At 62.7% G+C, this 20,478-nt stretch carries 18 protein-coding genes; 10 read left to right on the top strand and 8 right to left on the bottom strand.

All coding sequences use genetic code 11. The features are described from left to right. Positions 1-76 precede the first annotated feature (76 nt). A complete protein-coding gene (locus QQK18_RS18370) occupies positions 77-769 on the bottom strand; it encodes a hypothetical protein (RefSeq protein WP_284341820.1) in 693 nt (230 codons plus the stop codon). Between the two features lie 178 nt (positions 770-947). After that, positions 948-1,952: a LacI family DNA-binding transcriptional regulator gene (locus QQK18_RS18365; protein ID WP_284341819.1), complete on the bottom strand. Its 1,005-nt coding sequence runs from the start codon at positions 1,950-1,952 to the stop codon at positions 948-950. A gap of 202 nt (positions 1,953-2,154) precedes the next feature. On the opposite strand from QQK18_RS18365, the gene QQK18_RS18360 reads away from it, so the two are divergent. The 9 genes from QQK18_RS18360 to kdgD all read left to right on the top strand — a co-directional run bounded on the left by QQK18_RS18360 (position 2,155) and on the right by kdgD (position 12,203). Then, the gene (locus QQK18_RS18360) at positions 2,155-3,435 is read left to right on the top strand and encodes an ABC transporter substrate-binding protein (protein WP_284341818.1); all 1,281 of its coding nucleotides are present in this window, start codon (positions 2,155-2,157) and stop codon (positions 3,433-3,435) included. 80 nt (positions 3,436-3,515) lie between these two features. After that, a complete protein-coding gene (locus tag QQK18_RS18355) occupies positions 3,516-4,454 on the top strand; it encodes a carbohydrate ABC transporter permease (protein ID WP_284341817.1) in 939 nt (312 codons plus the stop codon). Continuing rightward, entirely contained in the window at positions 4,442-5,305 is an 864-nt protein-coding gene (locus QQK18_RS18350; protein WP_284341816.1) for a carbohydrate ABC transporter permease, read from the top strand. The genes QQK18_RS18355 and QQK18_RS18350 overlap by 13 nt, the downstream gene beginning before the upstream one ends. Before the next feature lie 20 nt (positions 5,306-5,325). After that, positions 5,326-7,911, top strand: a complete 2,586-nt coding sequence (locus QQK18_RS18345) for a GH116 family glycosyl-hydrolase (protein WP_284341815.1) — start codon at positions 5,326-5,328, stop codon at positions 7,909-7,911. Beyond that, positions 7,911-9,014, top strand: a complete 1,104-nt coding sequence (locus QQK18_RS18340) for an ABC transporter ATP-binding protein (RefSeq protein WP_284341814.1) — start codon at positions 7,911-7,913, stop codon at positions 9,012-9,014. The genes QQK18_RS18345 and QQK18_RS18340 overlap by 1 nt, the downstream gene beginning before the upstream one ends. A gap of 90 nt (positions 9,015-9,104) precedes the next feature. Then, positions 9,105-9,350, top strand: coding sequence for an RraA family protein (locus QQK18_RS27600; RefSeq protein ID WP_284341813.1), 246 nt, complete (start codon positions 9,105-9,107; stop codon positions 9,348-9,350). Between the two features lie 171 nt (positions 9,351-9,521). Then, positions 9,522-10,229: a FadR/GntR family transcriptional regulator gene (locus QQK18_RS18330; protein WP_284341812.1), complete on the top strand. Its 708-nt coding sequence runs from the start codon at positions 9,522-9,524 to the stop codon at positions 10,227-10,229. Between the two features lie 65 nt (positions 10,230-10,294). Continuing rightward, positions 10,295-11,269, top strand: coding sequence for a mannonate dehydratase (locus tag QQK18_RS18325; protein WP_284341811.1), 975 nt, complete (start codon positions 10,295-10,297; stop codon positions 11,267-11,269). Between the two features lie 31 nt (positions 11,270-11,300). Further along, on the top strand, positions 11,301-12,203 hold the full coding sequence (kdgD, locus tag QQK18_RS18320) for a 5-dehydro-4-deoxyglucarate dehydratase (protein WP_284341810.1): 903 nt from the start codon (positions 11,301-11,303) through the stop codon (positions 12,201-12,203). 17 nt (positions 12,204-12,220) lie between these two features. On the opposite strand, the gene QQK18_RS18315 is transcribed toward kdgD, so the two are convergent. From QQK18_RS18315 to QQK18_RS18290, 6 genes are all read right to left on the bottom strand, one after another. Next, the gene (locus QQK18_RS18315) at positions 12,221-13,150 is read right to left on the bottom strand and encodes a formylglycine-generating enzyme family protein (protein WP_284341809.1); all 930 of its coding nucleotides are present in this window, start codon (positions 13,148-13,150) and stop codon (positions 12,221-12,223) included. 12 nt (positions 13,151-13,162) lie between these two features. Further along, on the bottom strand, positions 13,163-14,710 hold the full coding sequence (locus tag QQK18_RS18310; protein ID WP_379995926.1) for a sulfatase family protein: 1,548 nt from the start codon (positions 14,708-14,710) through the stop codon (positions 13,163-13,165). Between the two features lie 25 nt (positions 14,711-14,735). Further along, positions 14,736-15,812 carry an ABC transporter ATP-binding protein gene (locus tag QQK18_RS18305; protein WP_284341808.1) on the bottom strand — a complete coding sequence of 359 codons (1,077 nt, stop codon included), beginning with the start codon at positions 15,810-15,812 and terminating at the stop codon, positions 14,736-14,738. Between the two features lie 27 nt (positions 15,813-15,839). After that, positions 15,840-16,703, bottom strand: coding sequence for a carbohydrate ABC transporter permease (locus QQK18_RS18300; protein WP_284341807.1), 864 nt, complete (start codon positions 16,701-16,703; stop codon positions 15,840-15,842). Next, positions 16,693-17,643 (bottom strand): carbohydrate ABC transporter permease, encoded by a 951-nt coding sequence (locus tag QQK18_RS18295; RefSeq protein WP_284341806.1) that lies wholly within the window; start codon positions 17,641-17,643, stop codon positions 16,693-16,695. The genes QQK18_RS18300 and QQK18_RS18295 overlap by 11 nt, the downstream gene beginning before the upstream one ends. Before the next feature lie 67 nt (positions 17,644-17,710). Further along, positions 17,711-19,237, bottom strand: a complete 1,527-nt coding sequence (locus QQK18_RS18290; protein ID WP_284341805.1) for an ABC transporter substrate-binding protein — start codon at positions 19,235-19,237, stop codon at positions 17,711-17,713. 249 nt (positions 19,238-19,486) lie between these two features. On the opposite strand from QQK18_RS18290, the gene QQK18_RS18285 reads away from it, so the two are divergent. Then, a complete protein-coding gene (locus tag QQK18_RS18285) occupies positions 19,487-20,407 on the top strand; it encodes a LysR family transcriptional regulator (RefSeq protein WP_284341804.1) in 921 nt (306 codons plus the stop codon). Positions 20,408-20,478: the final 71 nt, after the last annotated feature.

Here is a 20,478-nt window from a genome sequence, read left to right as displayed (position 1 = left end):
CGGTGCTCCGGCTCAATGCTCAACCCATGTCCCGGGTGGAATTGCGTGGCTCGAGATTCAGGTCTTGCGTCTCAAACTACTGATGAATTTCGAAATGAATATGGTCATCGTGCCGGGCGGCGCGACATCCTTGAAAGGCAATCTTGTCCGAATGGATCTCGAAGCGTTCCTTGAGGTGGGGCTCGATGAAGACCCGACGCACCCTGTGGTCGTTGGCGAGCCAGTCGAGCGCAGCTTTCATTCTTTTCGGTTCCGGGACCAGCGGCGCCATGAACGGCTGAAGCCAGGCAAGGTTCCACCGGAGCGTTGGAAGGGTCTCTGGGCATTGGCTCACCCCCTGTTCGAAGGCAAAATATCCAACGGGAGAGCGGACGCGCCCGGGCATATAGGCTTCCCCCTCGCTGTAAAAGAATGCCAGATCTAGTTTGCGCCCATCATCGTGTGAGAGGTGGGGCAAGAGCGGAAAGCCATCGACAAACGGGAAGTTGCCGTCGAGCGCGAGGGTCACAGTGCCAGGGAACTCGTGCGAAAGGTGGGCGGCGAGGTCGAAGGCGGTATCGCGCAACTCGGGCACAACGTAATTCCGATTGAGGACGCAGTAGACCCACGATTGAACGCGGAGCGCCTCTTGCGAACCACAAGGCAAGGGCACTCGCCCGAAAACAGGCGCAATCCACAGGCTGGCAAGCCAGACCACTGCATAGGCCATCAGGAACGCGACGGTCCGACGTCTGAACCGGATCGCGATCAGCCAGGCGATCCCTCCCACCTGCGTTGCAGCGGGGAGAAATAATACGACAAGCAGGTGTCGTACGGCCCGAATAGCATTTCGTCCCCTCAAGCCGTGCCCCCGGACTTGTCGATTTCGCCAGCGCGACGGACCGTAGCCCAAGGCTCGGCAGGACACCAGAACACGATATCCCTGAAAGACTTCCGGCCATTACCTCCTAGACCGCCCGGGCCGATTCGCGTACGACCAGCGTCGGCTGGAAGACCTCTACCCTGCCCGTCGGCGGACGTTTGCCAGCGATCTCGTCGAGCAGCACCTCGATGGAGCGCACGGTCATCTCGGCGACCGGCACCCGCACGACGGTGAGCGGCGGGTCAATGAGGTCGGCGAAATCGAAATCGTCGATACCGACGAACGAAACATCTGCCGGAGCCCTCAGTCCCAGCTCGCGCAGCGCGTGAAGTGCGCCCATGGTCATCATGTTGTTGATCGAAACCAGCGCAGTCGGCGGCATGGCCCCAGTCATCACTGCGCGGACGCTAGCACGGGCGGTTTCTTCCTTGAAATCGCCGGCCAGAAGCAGCGCCGGATCGACGTCAATGCCGGCACGCCGATGCGCCTCGAGATATCCGGCGAGACGGTCTTCGCTGGTGATGAGGCCGGGAATGCCGGTCAGAACGGCGATGCGGCGATGCCCTAGCCGGATCAGGTGTTCGGTGGCGATACGGCTTGCGGCGACGTTGTCGAGCTTGAGCACGTCATGGGGCAGGCCCTCGACATACATGTCCAGGAGGACCGTCGGGACATGGAGTTCCCTGGCGAGGCGTTCGCCATGGGCGGCGTCGGAACGCGTGGGGATGATGATGAGCCCGGCGACGCGCTGCTGGCGCAGCATGCGCAGGATCTGGCTTTCGCGCTCGGAGTCCTGGCCGGTGGAGAAGGCCATGGAGAGATAGCCCGCATTGAGGCACGCGTTCTCGATGATGTGTGCCACCGCCGAGAAATGCGGATTGCTGATGTTGGGGACGATGAGGCCGATAAGGCGCGACTGGCCGCTCCTCAGGCTCTGCGCGGCGCCATGCGGAACATAACCGATCTCGCGCACCGCCTCTTCGACCTTGGCGATCACCTCCTCGCTGACCGGTGCCGAACGGTTGATGGCGGCCGAAGCAGTGGAGATGGCGACGCCCGCCAGTTTCGCGACATCTCTGATAGTGGCCAAGCATCTCTCCATTTTTTTGAGCCCCGACCCTCTTGCCAAGACTCTTGTGCGATGCTGTTATACGAAACGTTTCGCATAGGCAATTGCAAGGCGATGGTACTGCAGGAGCGCTAATCACCGCTGTTTACTGGGCCACCAACACGAAACGTTTCGACTGCTACCGGCGGCACAGCGCCGGAGCGGCACAAAGGGGAGGATAGACATGTACAAACTTTCACGGCGCGGCCTGTTGCTGTCGTCTGCAGCGCTAGCGGTCGGCGCGGGCATGGGCCGGGCATTTGCACAGTCGGATGCATCGGCGACGCTGAAGCTGCAGGCCTTCGGCGGCGACGCGCAGCTCACGGCGATCAACAACGCCATCGGCCGCTTCAACGAGAAGCACCCCAATGTGAGGGTCGAGGTCGCGATCGATCCGATTTCGACCGGCTGGGGCGATTATGTGACCAAGGTGTTCAGCCAGTTCAATTCGGGCCAGGCGGCGGACGTCTATGGCACTGCCATCGAGACGTTCCAGGCGTTCTCGTCGCGAGGCCTTTTCATCCCGCTCAACGACTACGTCGCCGCCAACAGCGGCTTTTCGGACTTCGCGCCGAGCCTTTTCGAACAGGCCAGCTACAACGGGAACATCAACTACATTCCCATCGGCTGGAACAACATCATGATCAACTACAATCGTGATCTGTTCGATGCGGCCGGCGTCGCCTACCCCAGCCGCGACTGGACCTGGGAGGAGTTCCGGGAGGTGGCCAAGGCGTTGACCGTCAAGGACGCCTCGGGGAACGTCAGCCAGTTCGGCTACGAAGTGCCCAACCAGAATTTCTTCGTGCAGCCCTGGTTCTTCACCAACGGCACGGGCGTGCTCAACGACGACTGGACGGCGTCCAACATGCTCGACCCCAAGGTCGCCGAGACGCTGCAGTTTCTCCACGACCTCATCCACGTCGATGGCGTGTCGCCGATACCGGCCAAGGACACAATGGACAACCAGTTCTTCGCCGGCCAGATCGCCATGATCAGCCGCGGCCACTGGATCGTCGAGAACGCCAAGGAAGCCAATCTCGACATGGACATCGCCGTCGTGCCCCGGAAGGAAACCGGGATCACCGTCATCGGGTTCGGCGGCTATGCGGTCGCCAAGACCAGCCCGCACCCGGACCTGGCGCAAGCACTCATCACCGAACTCACCAGCGTCGAAACCCAGATCGAGGAAGGCGAAGGCGGCGGCGGCGTGCCGGGCCGCAAGTCGGCGGCCGAGACCGAAGCGTTCCTCGCCTTCCCGCCCTCGGCCGCGCTCTACTATGAGACGCTGCCGGAGACCAAGGCGGTCCCCTCCCCGGCCAACTTCCAGGAAGTCGAGAAGATCTTCATCCGCCACTACACGGCAATGATGGCGGGGCAGGTCTCGATCGCCGACGGCGTCAAGGCGGCCGACGCCGAGCTCAACGAGTCGTTTGCGCGTCTCAAGCAGCAACTCGGCGGCTGATCTTTGAACTCCGTCCGAGCGGGGCCCGGGCGGAGGCTCCCGCAGACCATTCCCGCCGGCGGCAGGCGAAAAAGAAGACAATGGCAACGATAAGCACAGTGGGTACGAGCGAGCGCGCGGCCGGCGACGTGCGGCGCCGAACGTCCGACCTCGCACGAGCGCAGGCCCGCGCCGGATATCTCTTCGTGCTGCCGACGAGCGTGCTCTATCTCACCTTCGTCATCGCCCCGGTGATCGTCACCTGCATCCTGGCCTTCGCCTACTATGATCCAATGCTCGGCTCACGCTGGGTGGGCTTCGACAACTTCATCCGCTTCTTCACCGATCGGCGTTCGCTGCAGATCCTCTGGAACACGCTGCGCTTTGCCTTCTTCGCGGTGACCTTCAACGTCTTGGTCGGGCTGATCCTGGCGCTGGCGCTCAACCGGGCGATGCCCAGATGGCTGCTCTATTTCTTCCGCCTGTCGTTCTTCCTGCCTGTCATCATTGCCGCGGCGTTCGTTTCCATCGTGTGGGGCTACTTCTTCGCCGACGACCTTGGGATCATCAACTATTACCTGCGCCTCATGGGGCTGCCGAGCGTGCGCTGGCTGACCGACGCCAACCAGGCGATGACCTCGATCATCGTCATGGATGTGTGGAAGAACACCGGCTTCTTCATGATCATCTTCATCGCCGCGCTCCAGGGGGTGCCCCGCAGCATCATTGAGGCAGCGGTGATGGACGGCACGCCCGCCTGGCGGCAGTTCCTGCGCATCACCCTGCCCTACATCTCGCCGGTCGTCTTCTTCTGCATAGTCTATGCCTCGATCGGGGCGCTGCAGGTCTTTGAATCGATCACCATCCTGACGCAGGGCGGACCGGGCGATGCGACGCGCTCGCTCTCCATCCTCATCGTCGAGGAAGGCTTCGGCAGCTTCCAGATCGGCTATGCGGCATCGATCTCGGTGGTGATGACGGTGATCATCCTCATCATCACCGCTGTCCAGCAGCTCCTTTCGCGCAAATGGGTACAGTGATGGACAATGTGCTCGCCACGCGCGCCATGAAGCGCTGGGTCGACGCGGCGATCATCGCCGTGATGATCGTCCTCGCTATTGGCATGCTGCTGCCGTTCCTGTGGCTGTTCTCGATGTCGTTCCGGTCGGTGGCCGACGCCTACAAGATGCCTCCGAGCTTCCTGCCGCCCAGCCTCGACTTTTCCAACTATGTCGAAGTCCTGACCTCACGCGTGCCGTTCGTGCGCATCTACGTCAATTCGATCCTGGTCGCCGTAGTAGTGACCGTCGGTCAGCTCGTCACCTGCACGTTCGCTGCCTTCGCCTTCGCCCGATTGAGGTTTCGCGGGCGGGATGCGCTGTTCTTCATTCTCCTGATTGGGCTGATGTTCCCGGCGCAGGTGACGATCCTGCCGATCTATCTCGGCTATGCGCGGCTGGGCCTTCTCAACCAGCCGATCGGCCTCGCGCTCATGTACCTGACCTCCAGCTTCGGCGTGTTCCTCATCCGGCAGTTCATGCTGAGCCAACCCAAGGCCCTCGAAGAGGCGGCCCTGATGGACGGCGCGGGATATTTCAAGATCTTCTGGCGGATCTCGCTGCCGCAGCTTCGCCCGGCGCTCTCGGCGCTCGGCATCATCACCTTCACCCAGACCTGGAACTATTACTTCCAGGCAAGAGTACTACTCGGTCCAGAAGAGTCCATGACCCTGCCGATCGCGATGGACGTGCTGCGCGGCTACATGGCCTCGGGGAACCTGTCGGTGGTGATGGCGGCGATGAGCATGTCGATCCTGCCGGTCGTTCTCCTATTCCTCATTGCCCAGAAGTTCGTGATCGAGGGGATCACGATGAGCGGCATCAAGACCTAATTTTCAAGGACCAGCTCTCCATGCTTTGGGACGACCTCGCCTCCATAGAACCACGCTTTCATTACACCGGCGAGCGCACCCGCTATCTCGCCTTCCCGCTGGGCGGCATCGGCTCGGGCGGCTTTTCGATCTCGGGTTCGGGCCGGTTGATCGACTGGTCGATCCGCAACCGGCCGGCGCTACAGGGCTATAACGGCTATTCGCATTTCGCCATCAAGGCGGAAAGGAACGGCGAACTCGTCGATGCACGCGTGCTCAACGGCCCCTACGACCTCAACCCGTCCGGCGCGCCCGGCATAAGAAAGATGTTCGACGGCTTCGGCCACGGCGCCAACCGGCAGACACTGGTCGGCGTGCCGCATTTCAAATCGGTGGAGGTCTTCGGACGCTTTCCGACCGCCGACTTCACTTTCGCCGACGAGCGTTTCCCGGGCGGAGTGCGGCTGACGGCGCTCTCACCATTCATCCCGCACAACGATCGCGATTCCTCGATGCCGGTGGCGATGCTCGAATTCGAGATCGTCAACACGACTGACGACGCGCTGACCTACACGCTCGCCGCCACGCTCGGAAACCACGGCGCCAACAGCGGCATCCACACCTTCAGCCAGAAGGACGGCATCAGTACGCTGTTCCTTACCTCGTCGGACATGGACCTGCCGCAAACTCAGCGCGGGAACCTTTCCATCGCCACCGACGCCGAAGATGTCGACCACACCGACCATCACTATCGCGGCCAGTGGTTCGACGACCTTGCCGTCTACTGGAAGGAATTCGCCCGTCCGGGCCGGCTCCCGAAACGGCACTACGACCAACCGCGCACCTCGAGGCACATGAGCCAGCAGCCCGAGCACGGGACGCTCGGCGCGCGCCTGACAGTAGAGGCGGGCGGCCGCCGCAAGGTCCGGTTCGTGATCTCCTGGAGCTTTCCCCAAGGTGATATCTACTGGGCCCACCGCCCCAAGCCCGATGGTGTGGTTCCCGATCGGCCAACGCCGAGCTGGACCAACTATTATGCGACGCAGTGGGTCGATTCCGCACAAAGCGCAGCCGATGCGTTGCAACGGTGGGAACCCCTCGCGGGCGGCACGTTTGCCTTCCGCGACGCCCTCTTCGGGACCAGTGTGCCGCCGGAAGTTAAGGACGCTGCGTCTTCGACGCTCGCCCTTTTGCGCACGGCCACAGTGATCCGCTTGGAGGGTGGCGAGCTCTGGGCGTGGGAGGGCCAACATACCCATGACGGCTCATGCGAAGGCTCGTGTACGCATGTCTGGAACTACCAGCAGGCGCTGGCGCATCTGTTTCCGGCGATTGAGCGGACGCTGCGCGAGACCGAATTCACTTACAACATGCTGCCGACGGGCGGCCTCACCTTCCGCCAAAAGCTGCCTCTGGGCTCGGGTTTCGACGTCATCGGGCCGTGCGCGGACGGGCATTTCGGCGCCATCATCAAGACCTATCGCGATTGGAAGCTGTCGGGGGACACTGCATGGCTCGAGCGCTATTGGCCCAAGGTCAAAAAAGCGATCGAATATGCGTGGAGCCCGGACAATCCTGACCGCTGGGATCCCGACCAGACCGGGATCCTCAGCGGGCGACAGCACCAGACGCTCGACATGGAGCTTTTCGGCCCCAATTCATGGCTCGGCTCCATGTATGTGGCAGCGCTCCTCGCCGCCTCCGACATGGCCAAGGCCCTCGGCGACGAAGCGCTCTCGCAAAAGACCGCCGAAATGGGCCAGGCTGGCGCCCGTTACATCGACACCGAGCTCTTCAACGGCCGCTGGTTCTTCCAAAAGATCGATCTTTCCGACAAATCGGTGCTGACGCCGTTCGATACGGGCCGCGCGGCGGGCGTACTCGCCGACGGGTTCATGGAGACCTATTGGTCGGATGAGTTCAGGGAACTCAAGTACCAGATGGGCGAAGGCTGCATCAGTGACCAAATGCTGGGACAATGGCACGCCGAAGTCGCCGGCATCGGGCAATTCCTCGACAAGACCAAGATCGCAACGGCGCTGCGCTCGGTCTACGAGAACAATTTCCGTTCCTCGCTCGCCGACCATTTCAACCCCTGCCGCAACTACGCCTATGAAGACGAGGGCGGGTTGCTGATCGCAACTTATCCGGAAGGGATCCGGCAGCCGATGGTCGCAGCGCCCTATGCCGAGGAGGTGTGGACGGGTGTCGAATACATGTCGGCCTCCCACATGATCATGAACGGGCTGGTCGAGGAAGGCGTGGAGATCGTACGCGCCACCCGCGACCGGCACGACGGCAGCCGCCGCAATCCATGGAATGACATCGAGTGCGGATCCTATTACGCCCGCTCGATGTCGGCCTGGCAGCTGGTCAATGCCTTTTCCGGACTTGCAGCCGACCTCGTCGCCGGTACGCTGAGCTTTGCGCCGAAAATGAAGGGTGACTTCACGCTGTTCTGGTCGGCCGGCACGGGCTTTGGCACATTGTCGCGCTCGGGTGACGAGATCAGCCTCGAAGTCCTCGGAGGCACCCTTGCGGCGCGGAAGGTCCTGGTCGACGGTCGCGAGATCGATCTTCCCCCTCCGGCCGTAGCCGGCCGCGACGTCGAACTGCCGGTGAGCTGATGGCCGAGATCGAACTCAAGTCCGTCCTCAAGAGCTTCCAGGGCCTGGAGGTCATCCACGGCATCGACCTGACGATCCCCGACGGTTCTTTCACGGTCCTCGTCGGGCCGTCCGGCTGCGGCAAGTCCACGCTGCTGCGCATGATGGCTGGTCTCGAGGAACTGAGCGGAGGCGAGGTGCGCATCGACGGCGACCGCTGTGACCACCTGTTGCCCTCAGCCCGCGGTATGGCGATGGTCTTCCAGTCCTATGCGCTCTATCCGCACATGAACGTCGAGCAGAACCTGAAGTTCGGGCTCGAGAACCAACGACTAGCGAGATCCGAGATCGATGCCCGAGTCAGGAAGGCGGCCGGCATCCTGCAGATCGAGCACCTGCTCGCCCGGCGCCCGAACCAACTGTCGGGCGGGCAAAGCCAGCGCGTCGCCATTGGTCGGGCCATCGTCAAGGAGCCGAAAGCTTTCCTTTTCGACGAGCCGCTCTCCAATCTCGACGCCGAGCTGCGCGTGAAAATGCGCGGTGAACTCATCAGCCTCCACCAGCGCCTGGACGCGACCATGGTCTATGTCACGCACGACCAGGTCGAGGCGATGACCATGGCGGACCGGATCGTGGTGCTGAACGAGGGCACTATCGAGCAGGTCGGCTCGCCGATCGAGCTCTACGCCCGACCCCGCAACATCTTCGTTGCCCGCTTCCTCGGCGCTCCTGCCATGAACATGCTCAAGGGTACCGTCGCCCGCGCCGGCAACGGTCTCGGTATCAGGCTCGAAACGGGTCCATTGCTTGCCCTCAACGGCCGCGACGTGCCGCTGGCCGAGGGGGAGCCGGTCACGGTCGGTATCCGGCCCGAGCACGCGGAAGCCGGAGCCGGCCCCTTGGCGATCACGGTGGAAACCACGGAAGTGCTGGGCGCCGGCACCATCCTCCACGGCGTTGCCGCGGCCGGCCAGCCCTTCACCCTGGCCCTGCGCGGCATCAGCGGCATCAAGTCCGGCGACGTGCTGGATATCGGCTTGCCGGAGCCCTTCATCCACATTTTCGATGAGGCGGGGCTCGCGGTCGGCGCGCCGACGGACTGGCGGTCCGCTTATCTCAGTTGACGGCGGGTATTCAGCCTGGCCTCGCCGCGCGCCGCTGCAGGTCCGCGCCGATGGCGAAGTGCTCGATCAGCAGCGCGTCGGCAGCGTCGGATGAGCGGTCGACGATCGCGCCGACGAGCCGCCGTCAACCAGCCGATCAACTGTGGCGGCGTGCTCGTGCGGCCGGGCGACGGGATCATCGCCGACGACGACGGCATCGTCGTCATCCCGCAAGAGGAGGTCGCAAGGCGCGCCTGGCTCGTCCAGGACAAGGACCGCCGCATGCGCCGTGCCTTCTATGAAAGGCTCGGCATGCCGCTCGATAAGACCGTCGAGCTCGAGGAACATCCCTGGTAGCTACAGCGGTCTGCTCCTCTGACGATTTCCGCTGAAGTTGGCTTCGTCAGGGCCAGGCCGCGTTTACCCCTTGTCTCACTCCTTGCCAGCCATATGTCGTATTATGTTTACTAGCCGTATCGTGAGAGCGGCTGTAACATGACATCAGTGCCACAAGCGGAGTCACGGGACATGGAACGAACAGCGGCACGGCGACGACCGCGTCTCGCCCAGAACGTCGTCGACGATCTGCGCCGGCAGATCGAGAGTGGTGTGCTGCCCGCAGGGGCGCAACTGCCGACCGAACCTCAACTCGAGGCACGATTCGAGGTGAGCCGCACGGTCGTGCGTGAAGCGATCACCGAACTGCGCGCCGCAGGTCTTGTTGCGCCGATACAGGGCAAGGGTATCTTTGTGACCGAGCCGTCTGTGACAGCGGCCGCGCCCCTGACGCCCGTCGAGATCCAGAACATACCGCAGACCTTGGAAATGCTCGAATTCCGCATCGCGATCGAAGCGGAAGCGGCGGCAATCGCGGCCTATCGGCGGTCCGCTCTACAAGAAGAGGCCATACGCAGCGCCAATCAGGAGATGGCGAGATGGATCGAACTCGGCCAGCCCACGGTCGAGGCCGATTTCGCCTTTCACATGTCCGTCGCGACGGCCACAAACAACAGGTATTTCGTCGATTCGCTTGCGCGTTTCGGACCGCGCGCTATTCCGCGCAGCCAGTTCCCGACGCTTCCCGGCGCCAACGACAAGCAGTATTTGCTGGGCGTTCTCGAAGAGCACGACCGTATCCTCGAAGCGATCGCCGATCAGGATGCGGAAGGCGCACGCCTTGCCATGCGCAAGCACCTGACGGGCAGCCAGAAGCGTTATCGCCGCCTCGCGCGCTGACCGCCATCTCCAGCGCTCGACACCTATCCGAATTCATATTATGTCATACCTCATAGGAGACTTTTATGTATGTAGGAACCCAGCTCGCCGCACGCGACGATGACGACTATCGGGTCTGGGCGCAGCTCGGCATCAAGCACATCTGCGCCGATCCGGACGGCAGACCCGGCACCTGGACGCTCGACGACCTCAAGAGGCTGCGCGAGAAGGTCGAGAGCTTCGGGCTCATCCTCGACATGATCCAGCTTCCCCTGCCCTCCAAACCGATCGAGATGGCGACCTTTCCAGACATCCTGCTGGCCGGGCCAAACCGCGATCGCCAGATCGATGAAATCTGCAAGCTCATCGAGAATCTCGCGATCGCGGGCATTCCGGCGGCCAAATATAATCTCAACCTCATCGGTATTCCCCGCACGGCCGATGAGCCGGGTCGTGGCGGCTCTATGAACTCCACGTTCCGCTGGGACAAGGTTGACCAGACCGCCGCTCCGGGCCTTGCCGGCACGCTGTCGGAGGACGAGAACTGGGCGCGTATCGACTATTTCCTCGAGCGTGTGGTGCCGGTCGCGGAAGCGAACCGGATACGCCTCGCCTGCCATCCGCACGACCCCTACACCCCGCCCGGCTACAAGGGCGTGACGCGCGTCCTGGGCACGGTCGAGGGCCTCAAGAAGTTCGTCACCATGCGCGAGAGCCCCTATCACGGCCTCAACTTCTGCCAGGGTACGATCGGCGAGATGCTCGACAACCCGCGCGAGGAGATCGAGGACGTCATCCGCTGGTTCGGCACCCGCAACAAGATCTTCAACCTGCACTTCCGCAACATAAAGGGCGGAAAGCTCTCGTTCATGGAGACCTTCCCCGATGAAGGCGACATGGACATGGCCAGTGCGCTGAAGGTCTATAAGGAGGTCGGATATCAATACATGATCATGCCCGATCACGTACCGCACATTTCCGGCCGCGACCCCGAGGGCGTCGCCTTCGCCTTCTGCTATGGCTATACCGCGGGCCTGCTGCAGGCCCTCGACACGTATTAATCTCTCAGCTCATTTCTCCGGAACACCGTTCATGACGCCCAATGAAATCAAGATCGCGCTTGGCAGCGGCCTGCTCTCCTTTCCCGTCACCACGTTCACCCCTGAACTCGCCATCGACGAAGATGCATATCGCGCGCATATCGACTGGCTCGATGGCTTCGGCGCCGCGGTGCTGTTCGCGCCGGGCGGCACAGGTGAGATCTTTTCGCTGACGCCGGCGGAAGCGGCCCATGTCACCAAGATCGCCAAGGCCAGCGCCGGCAAGACCCCCATCGTGGGTGGCGCCGCCTATGGCACGGCGTTGGCCGTCGAGATGGCCCGGGCGGCCGAGGCCGCCGGGGCCGATGGCCTGTTGCTCCTGCCCCCCTACCTCATGTTCGCCGAACAGGAGGGGCTGATGGCGCATGTGAAGGCCGTGTGCGACGCGGTCGGCATCGGTGTCGTCGTCTACAATCGCGACAACTGTGTCCTGACTGCGGAGAGCCTGCAGAGGCTGGCGGATCAATGCCCCAATCTCATCGGCTTCAAGGACGGCTATGGCGAGGTCGACCGGGTCATCGAGATCACCACCAAGCTCCAGGACCGGCTCGTCTATATCGGCGGCATGCCGACCCATGAGCTCTATGCGCAAGCCTATTTCGCCGCGGGCGTGACGACCTATTCCTCGGCGGTGTTCAATTTCGTGCCGGACCTGGCGCAGACCTTCTTCAAGAGCCTGAGCGCCGGAGATAACGCCACCACCAACCGACTGCTGAGGGATTTCTTCTTTCCGTTGGTGCAGTTGCGCAACCGCCGCAAGGGATATGCGGTCTCGATCATCAAGGCCGGCCTTGCCGCGCGCGGGCGCCAAGCGGGTCCAGTGCGGCCGCCGCTCACGGATCTCACCGGCGAGGAGATGGACCAGTTGAAGGCGTTGATCGCCGCGGTCTCCTGATCGCGGCTGAACGGCCCTCACCCATCATAGGCAATGCGGAAGCCGGTATTGCTCGCACAGGATTCCGCGGTTAGCGCGGAGCGGGCCGCGATGCGGTAGCGGTAGCAATAGCTGATGTGGCAGAGGAAGGAGCCGCCCTTCATCACCTTTTCCTGGGTACTCTGGGCATTGTCATTGCGGGCCTTCGCCTGGCGCGAAAGCGAGCGTATGCGGAAGGCATCGCCGGTCCACTCCCAGACGTTGCCGGCCATGCCGAAAAGGCCGGAGCCATTGGGCTCGAAAGCTTTGACCGGGCTGGTGCCGAGATAGCCGTCAACCTCTGTATTGGTATGCGGGAAAACTCCCTGCCAGATATTGGCATAGATGGTTTCGTCGTCAGGCTCCGCGTCGCCCCAAGGAAAGCGCGGGTTCTCGAGCCCGCCGCGCGCGGCGAGCTCCCATTCGGCCTCAGTCGGCAAGCGGCCGCCGCACCAGGCGGCGAACGCCCGGGCGTCGGACCAGGAGACCTGAACCACCGGATGATCCATGCGATCGCTGACGTGCGACCCGGGGCCCTCGGGCGCCGACCAGCAGGCACCATCGACTTTGACCCACCACGGCACCGGCCCCTGCGAGGGAGGCAGATTGCTCTCCTTGGGCAAGAGGCCGCGGAAGACCGGTGCCCAGCCGAAGCGTTCAGCTTCAGTCACGTAACCGGTTTCGGCGACGAAGCGGGCAAAGCGCGCATTGGTCACCGTCGTCGCTTCCAACCGAAAGGCCGCCAGTCGGACCGGTCGGCGCGGGCCTTCCCCATCAGCTTCGATCATAGGGCGATCGGTCCCGACAAAGCTCTGCGCGGCGGGAAAGAAGACGCGCTCGGGCTCGTCGACTGAACCGGGCACGACCGTGGCGGCCGTAGCAGGCCGGTCAATTGTCTCGCCGTCGCGCGACGGTGCACAGCAGGACATTGGGACTCCTAGCTAAACCCCGGCCAGCACTACCCGGCTGTCGTGCTCGGGCAGATCGCCGATTTCCGCCATTTTGGCGTCCAGCTTTGCCAGCATGCGCACGAAGACCTCACGGTAGGCCGGATCGCCGGCGCGGTTGTGGAGCTCGAACGGGTCCTCCTGGCAATCGAAGAGCTCCCATTCGGGCGGCTCCTCGCCCGAAAAGGCGCCGAGCTGATCCAGGGGATCGTTGTACCAGTAGATGAGCTTGTAGCGCGAGTCGCGCACGCCGTAGTGAGCAAAGGCGTTGTGGATGAAGTCCTTGTGCATCCAGTACCGGTGATAGGCGACATCCTGCCAGTCGCCGCCGGCGGCGTCTTCGAGCAGTGGTCGCATGCTGGTGCCCTGCATGTAGCTCGGAATGGGCGCGCCAGCATAGTCGAGGAAGGTCGGCGCGAAATCGACATTCATGGCGATACGGGCGGAAACGCTCCCGGGCGCGATCGCTTTCGGATAGCGGACCAGGAACGGCATCCGCAGCGATTCCTCATACATGAAGCGCTTGTCGAACCATCCGTGCTCGCCGAGAAAGAACCCCTGATCGGAGGTGTAGATGACGATCGTGTTGTCGGCCAAACCCTCCTCGTCGAGATAGTCGAGCATGCGCCCGACATTCTCGTCGATCGATGCGACAGTGCGCAGGTACCGTTTGATGTAGCGCTGGTATTTGAACTCGGCGAGTTCCCTTGGATCGGTGAAGGTGAAGTTCTTGCCGGTTGCAGCGTCGATCAGGGTCAGCGTGTCGCCGGGTTCGAGCTCAGGAACCTTGCGGTTGTTGACCATGGGATGGGGGAACATCAGATTGCCGACCTCGCTGCCGCCCTCGGGCTGCACGAGGCCGAGGTCGTCATAGGTCATGTCCGACTTGATGCGCATCTTGGCCGCCGCGGCGGCCGCGGCGCGGTTGGCGTAGTCGTCGTTGAAGCTCTCGGGCAGAGGCAGGTCCTCGTTCTCGTAGAGCGAGGCATGCTTGGGATGACAGCCGAAGTTGCGGTGAGGCGCTTTGTGGTGGCACATCAGGAAGAACGGCCGGGACCGGTCGCGGCGCTCGAGGAAATCGAGGCTGAGATCGGTGATGATATCGGTGGCGTAGCCCGGATGGACCTTGGGACCGTTCCGGTCGATGAAGGTCGGATCGTAGTATTGTCCCTGCCCCGGCACCACCGCCCATTCATCAAACCCTGTCGGCTCGTGCGCCCTGCCCTCGCCCAGATGCCATTTACCGAAGATGGCCGTCTGATAGCCGGTCTGGCGCAGGTGCTTGGCAACATTGGGCAGGCGATTGTCGATGTGGGTGTCGAGGGTGGTGACCTGGTTCACATGGTTGTAGGTGCCGGTCAGGATGGCGGCGCGGCTCGGCGTGCAGATCGAATTGGTGACGTAGCAATTGTCGAGCCGCATGCCCTCCTCGGCCAGCCGGTCGAGGTTGGGCGTGTGGTTGAGCCCGCTGCCATAGGCGGAAATCGCCTGGGCGGCGTGATCGTCCGACATGATGAAGAGGATGTTGGGCTGCACGGTCAGATACCTTGGAGCTAAAGGGACAAATTCAGTTGCGGGTGAGCGATAGGCCTTCGATGGCGAGGCCGTCGCCAGTAAAGAAGTGGGTGCGTCCGCTGAGGACAACGCCGACGGTAGTGCCAACGGGCGTGTTGGAGCCTCCCTCGACCCGCACGACGATCTCCTGGTCCCAAGCGGTTCGCACATAGACGAACTCGGCGTCGCCGAGCCTTTCGACCACGCTGACCTCGCCCGAGAAGGCCCCTTCGCCCGCCGATGCGAGACGCATCTGATCGGCCCGGATGCCGAGGACCGTGGGCACCGCCTTGGTCGTACCTGTCAGGGCCAGGCTGCTGCCGTCCTTGAGCACGACGCTACCGTCGGAGACGGTAACATCGAGGAAGTTCATCTTGGGCGAACCGATGAAACCGGCAACGAAGAGGTTGGCGGGCTTGTCGTAGAGATCCATGGGCGCACCGATCTGTTCGACCACGCCCTTCCTCAGCACCACGATCTTGTCGGCCAGGGTCATCGCCTCGACCTGATCGTGCGTCACATAAATCATGGTGGAGCCGCCGAGCTGGCGATGGAGCTTGGCAATCTCGAGGCGGGTCGCAACGCGCAGCTCGGCGTCAAGGTTGGAGAGCGGCTCGTCGAAAAGGAAGACCTCCGGATCGCGCACGATGGCCCGGCCGATAGCGACGCGCTGGCGCTGGCCGCCCGAGAGCTGGCGCGGCTTGCGGTCCAGCAACTCCTCGATCTGCAGGATACGCGCCGCCTCGGCGACGCGGGCCGCGACCTCTTGCCTTGGGCGCCCGTTCATCCGCAGGCCGAAACCCATGTTCTGCTCGACGCTCATATGCGGGTAGAGCGCGTAGGTCTGGAAAACCATGGCGACGCCCCGGTGCGACGGGTCGACGTCGTTGACCCGCTGGTCTCCGATATAGACGTCGCCCGCGGTGATCTCCTCGAGCCCGGCGATCATGCGCAGCAAGGTCGACTTGCCGCAGCCGGAGGGGCCGACGAAGACGACAAATTCGCCCTTTTCGATCTCGATATCGACACCGTGGATCACGGGCGTTGCGCCATAGTTCTTTTTGACGCTCTGGAGGCTTAGGCCAGACATGGGGAATCTCCGTATTCGACGACGCGGTCAGCCTTTGACGGCGCCCGCGAGCCCGTCGATGAAGTAGCGCTGGAGGAAGAGGAATAGGATCACCACCGGCAGGATGGTGATGGTGGAGGCCGCGGTCATGCCGCCCCAGTCGACGAAGTTCTCGCCCTTGAAGGCATAGACCCCGACCGAAAGGGTACGGATGGCGGGATTAGCGAGGGTGACGACTAAGGGAAGCAGGAAGTCGTTCCAGGCATAAAGCGTCTGCATGACCACGACGGTCACGATGATCGGGCGTGAGAGCGGGAGCATCACGTACCAGAAGGTCTTGACGAACCCGACGCCGTCCATCTTGGCGGCTTCCTCGAGCTCGTTGGGCATCTGGCTGAAATAGCCGGCAAAGAGCAGCACGAAGATGACGAACGAGCCACCGGAGGTCGCCAGCATCACGCCCCACAGCGATTGACCGATCCCGAGGCGTGTCAGGAGATCGAACACGGGAATGATGGTGTAGCCCTGGGGCACGAAGATCGTGAAGATGATGAGGGCGAAAATCAGCCCGCGCCCGGGAAACCGGCGGCGTCCCAGCACATAGCCCATCATGGCCGTTGAGATGGTGACGATCGCCACCGAGCCGACGGTGACAAAGAGCGTGTTGAAGAAATAGGCGCCGATGTTGGCTTGGTTCCAGGCCTTCACATAGTTCTCGAAGGTCGGCTGGCTGGGGACCAGGCCCTCGTTGGCGAAGATCATCGCGTTGGACTTGAGCGACGCCGAGACCATCCACAACAAGGGATAGATCCAGATGCAGCACACGGCCGCCAGCCCGGCCGAGACCAGCCAGCGGCGGACGCGCGGCGTGACAAGCGGCTGGCGGATGCCTTCGACAGCCTCAGCGGCCATTGGTCTTCTCCCGGTTGCGCAAATGCCGGACGGCCAGGATCTGCAGGATGGTCAAGCCCATGATGGAAGCTCCGAAGAAAACGCCTGCGGCACTGGCATAGCCGAGGCGCGGGATCGCGCCGGCCGTGGCAAAGGCGTTGCGGAAGATGTAGACCTCCATGACTTCCGAGGCGAAATAAGGCCCGCCCTGGGTCATCGCCTGGACCAGCGGGAAGACGTTGAGCGCGCTGATCGCCGAGATCAGTGCAATGACGATGGCGAACGGCATGATCATGGGCAGGACGACGAAGAGGGTCATCTGCCAGCTCTTGACGCCATCTAACCTTGCCGCCTCGTAGAGTTCGGCAGGTACGGTCTGCAGCGCCGCCAGCCAATAGACCATGGTCACCCCGACCCACTTCCAGACATAGATGGCGGCCAGGGTCCAGAGCACGAGCTTGGGATCGCCGAGGAAGTCGAGCGGCCGGGCAAGGAGCTGCAGATCGAGCATGGCCAGGTTGATCGGCCCGTTGAAAGGGCTGAGGATAATGCTCATGACAATGCCGATGACGGCAACGGGCGTAACGACCGGCAGGAAGATGAGTGTGCGGAAGAGCGCCGAGAGTCTCAGCAGCTTGTCGTTGAGTATGATGGCGAAGACGAGCGACACCAGCATCTGGATCGGCACCGTACTCGATGTGAAGAGGAAAGATCGTCCGAACGCATCCCAGAAATACTTGTCGGTCAGCAGCTCGGCATAGTTGGCCAGCCCGATGAATGTCTGATTGGCGTCAAACCCCGACCAGCGCAGCAGCGAGAAGTATTGGGAGGCGAACAGGGGATAGAGGATGAACATGCCGAAGATCAGCATGCCCGGCACAAGGAACAGATAATCTATCCGGCTCTGCCAAAGTCGCGCGGCAAAGGCCGGCCGCGTGGCCGTGGAGGAAGTGGTTGCCATCGCGAAACTCTTGTCATCATGGCCTGCCCGCCGAGCGGCGGACAGGCCATTTCCCTGGGAGGAAGGCTTAGAGCGCCTGGTAATCGGCAGTGACATAGTCTCTGCTCGGATCCCAATTGCCAAAGACGAGATCGTCGCGGCTGACCTGAGCCCCGCTTTCCTGCGCGGTCTTGAAGGCGGCATCCAGCGCCTGATTGGTGGCCGAGGTCAGCGCCGTCAACTGCTCCCTGATACCGCTCGCCTGGGCGGTGAACAGCCCCTGGACGGTCAGCGCCAGGCTCGGCGTTGGCTCCTGGTAGACACTGGCGACGGCAGCCAGTTCCGGATTGCGGGCAAAGGGATTGGGGCCAACTTTGATCAGGTCCTCAAACATGGCAAGCGCCCGCTTTGAACGTTCTGACATGCGCGACTGCGCCGCCGCTGCCGGGAAGACCGGCGGATCGGACGGTCCGACGACGTTGCCCCACTGGATCTGGCCCTGCTCGGTGCCGAGGTAGTGGAACACGTCAGCGGCGATCTGAGCGTTCTTCGACCTAGCGTTGATGAACATGGTGTTGGCCTGCGAGGCGAGACCGCCGGCGATGAGATTGGTACCCGTTGTGCCTTCGGGCGCCGGCGTCGGAGCGAGCCCGAAGTCGAAGTCCGGATTCTCGCGCTCCCATTGCGGCACGTTCCATGGGCCCTGGAGGATGAGGCCTGCAGCACCCTGCGGCATCATGGCACGCGCCTGCGGCGCATTGAGGCTCATGATGCCCGGGAAGATCGAACCGTCCGTGTTCATCGCCAGCAGCAGCTCGACGGCACCGACGAATTCGTCGCTGTCGAAGACAACCTCACCGGTACGGAAATCGATACCGAGACCGATTGAGGTATCGCCGCAGGGCTGGCCCGCCATCTGGGCGAATGCACGGGTGATGTCGGCCCAGCGGTTCACCTGATTGCCGCCCATGATCAAGCCATAAGCCCGACCGGCATTGTTCTCAGTCACCTTGCGTGCAGCCTCGCGGAAGGTCTCCCAAGTCAGCGGCGTCTCTTCGGGGTCGAAGCCGGCATCGTTGAGGTACTGGCGATTATAGAGAACATGGGCGCTGGTGACGCGTGCCGACGTGTAGGGCAGGCCATAGGTCTTGCCATCGAAGACGTTCAAGCCGTCGAGGAACGCGCCGTCGGGGAATCCTGCTTTCCAGCTCTCGATATCCGGGATCAGGTCGTCGAGCGGCTGGACCCAGCCTTCGTTGACGGCATAAGCCGGCGGCATATTCAGCGGCAGGCAGAAGGCGTCCTGGGCGGTGTTGTTGCGGATGCCGAGCGGCAGAACCTGGTTGATCTCGTTCCATGGCAGGCCGTCATAGACGACCTCGATGCCACGCTCCTGCGCATACTGGGCAAAGAACTCGCGGAAGAACACGGCCTTCTGGTCGCCGCTGTCGATCCAGCGGAACGGACCATCGGCGGAGATCGGCGCGATCGGTTCGGGAATGCCGAACTCCTGGGCCAACGCGCGGCCGGCGCCGGTCAGCGCCAAAGCGCCGAGCGCGGTCGAGCCTGCCAGGAAGCTGCGGCGGCTCATGGATGGAAATGGGGCTCTCTTCATGGGTTCCTCTCCCTTGCAAGGGGCAAACGAAGCGCGCTCGCCCTAGATTGTTTCGATGGGCGGCGACAGCAGGACTTGTCTGGCTGCATCTTTCGGGCTCCTCCTACCACGCTCCTGGCCTACGTCTTCGCCTGCGGCCCGGCACGGATTGATCACCGTCTTGGCCTTCGCCGCGATCTTCGGGTAGCAATTGCAGCTATAGAAAACAAATGCCATTGTGGGTGCAGCTGATACCGAAAGTTTATCGCTATGCTCGACCGAATGAACCTGCTGTTCCGCTTCCAGGCGATCGCCGAGGCCGGTAGCGTGCGCAAGGCCTCCGAAGTGCTCAACATCACCCAGCCGGCGCTCTCCCGTTCGCTCGGCCAGCTCGAACAGGCCTACGGCCAGCCGCTGCTGGAAAGGCATGCTCGGGGCGTCAGGCCGACAGGTTTCGGGCTGCGGCTCCTGTCCATCATCTCGCGCCTGTCGCGGGATTGGGAACTGGCCGAGCATGAGCTTGCGAGCGGCAATCCCGGCGCGGAAGGACGCTTGCGGATCAACGCGGGTCCGCTGTGGTCGGCGGTCGTCCTGCCATCGGTGATGGGTCAGTTGCACCGGATCCACCCTAACCTCACCATCGAGCTTAACCAGGGCGCCATGGAATCGGTTGCCTCGGAACTGCTGCTCGAGGGACGTATCGACGTGACATTCGGCGGTCTTTACGTGCATGAGCGGGACAACGACCAGCTCGCCACCCGGGCCTTCACCACCGTGCGGGACCGCATCATCGCGCGCGCCGATCATCCCATCCAATCCTGCGCGCCGGACGACTATATGGCTGTGCTCGACTATCCCTGGATCGTCTACACGGCCGATCCGATCTACGAAGCCGAGACGCTGCACGCGATCGTGGAACGCACCGGCTCGGCGCCCCCGGTGCGGGTTCGCTCGATGTCGCTGCTTGCAGTCATGCGGCTGCTCCAGGATGGAGACTATCTTTGCATTCTGCCCGACGTTTCGGTGCTTGGCCTCCCCGGCCGGCTCATCAGGCCCATTCCCCTCGAAATGGGTCGCCGCACGTCTCCTTCCGGCGCGCGCTACCGGCGCGCGATCGCCCAGTACGAGCCGCTGCAAAGGCTGCTCGACCTCTGCGCCGACTATTTTGCGAACGTGGAGAATCCGGCGTGACATGCTCCTCCTCCAACACATGATCGTCACTTGATTTTATGTCCTACATAATCGATTATGTCCAACATAAA

This window comes from Devosia nitrariae (assembly GCF_030160115.1).
Taxonomy (GTDB): domain Bacteria; phylum Pseudomonadota; class Alphaproteobacteria; order Rhizobiales; family Devosiaceae; genus Devosia; species Devosia nitrariae.
Note: the sequence above shows the minus strand (reverse complement) of the source record. Positions and strands in the feature narration are given on the sequence as shown.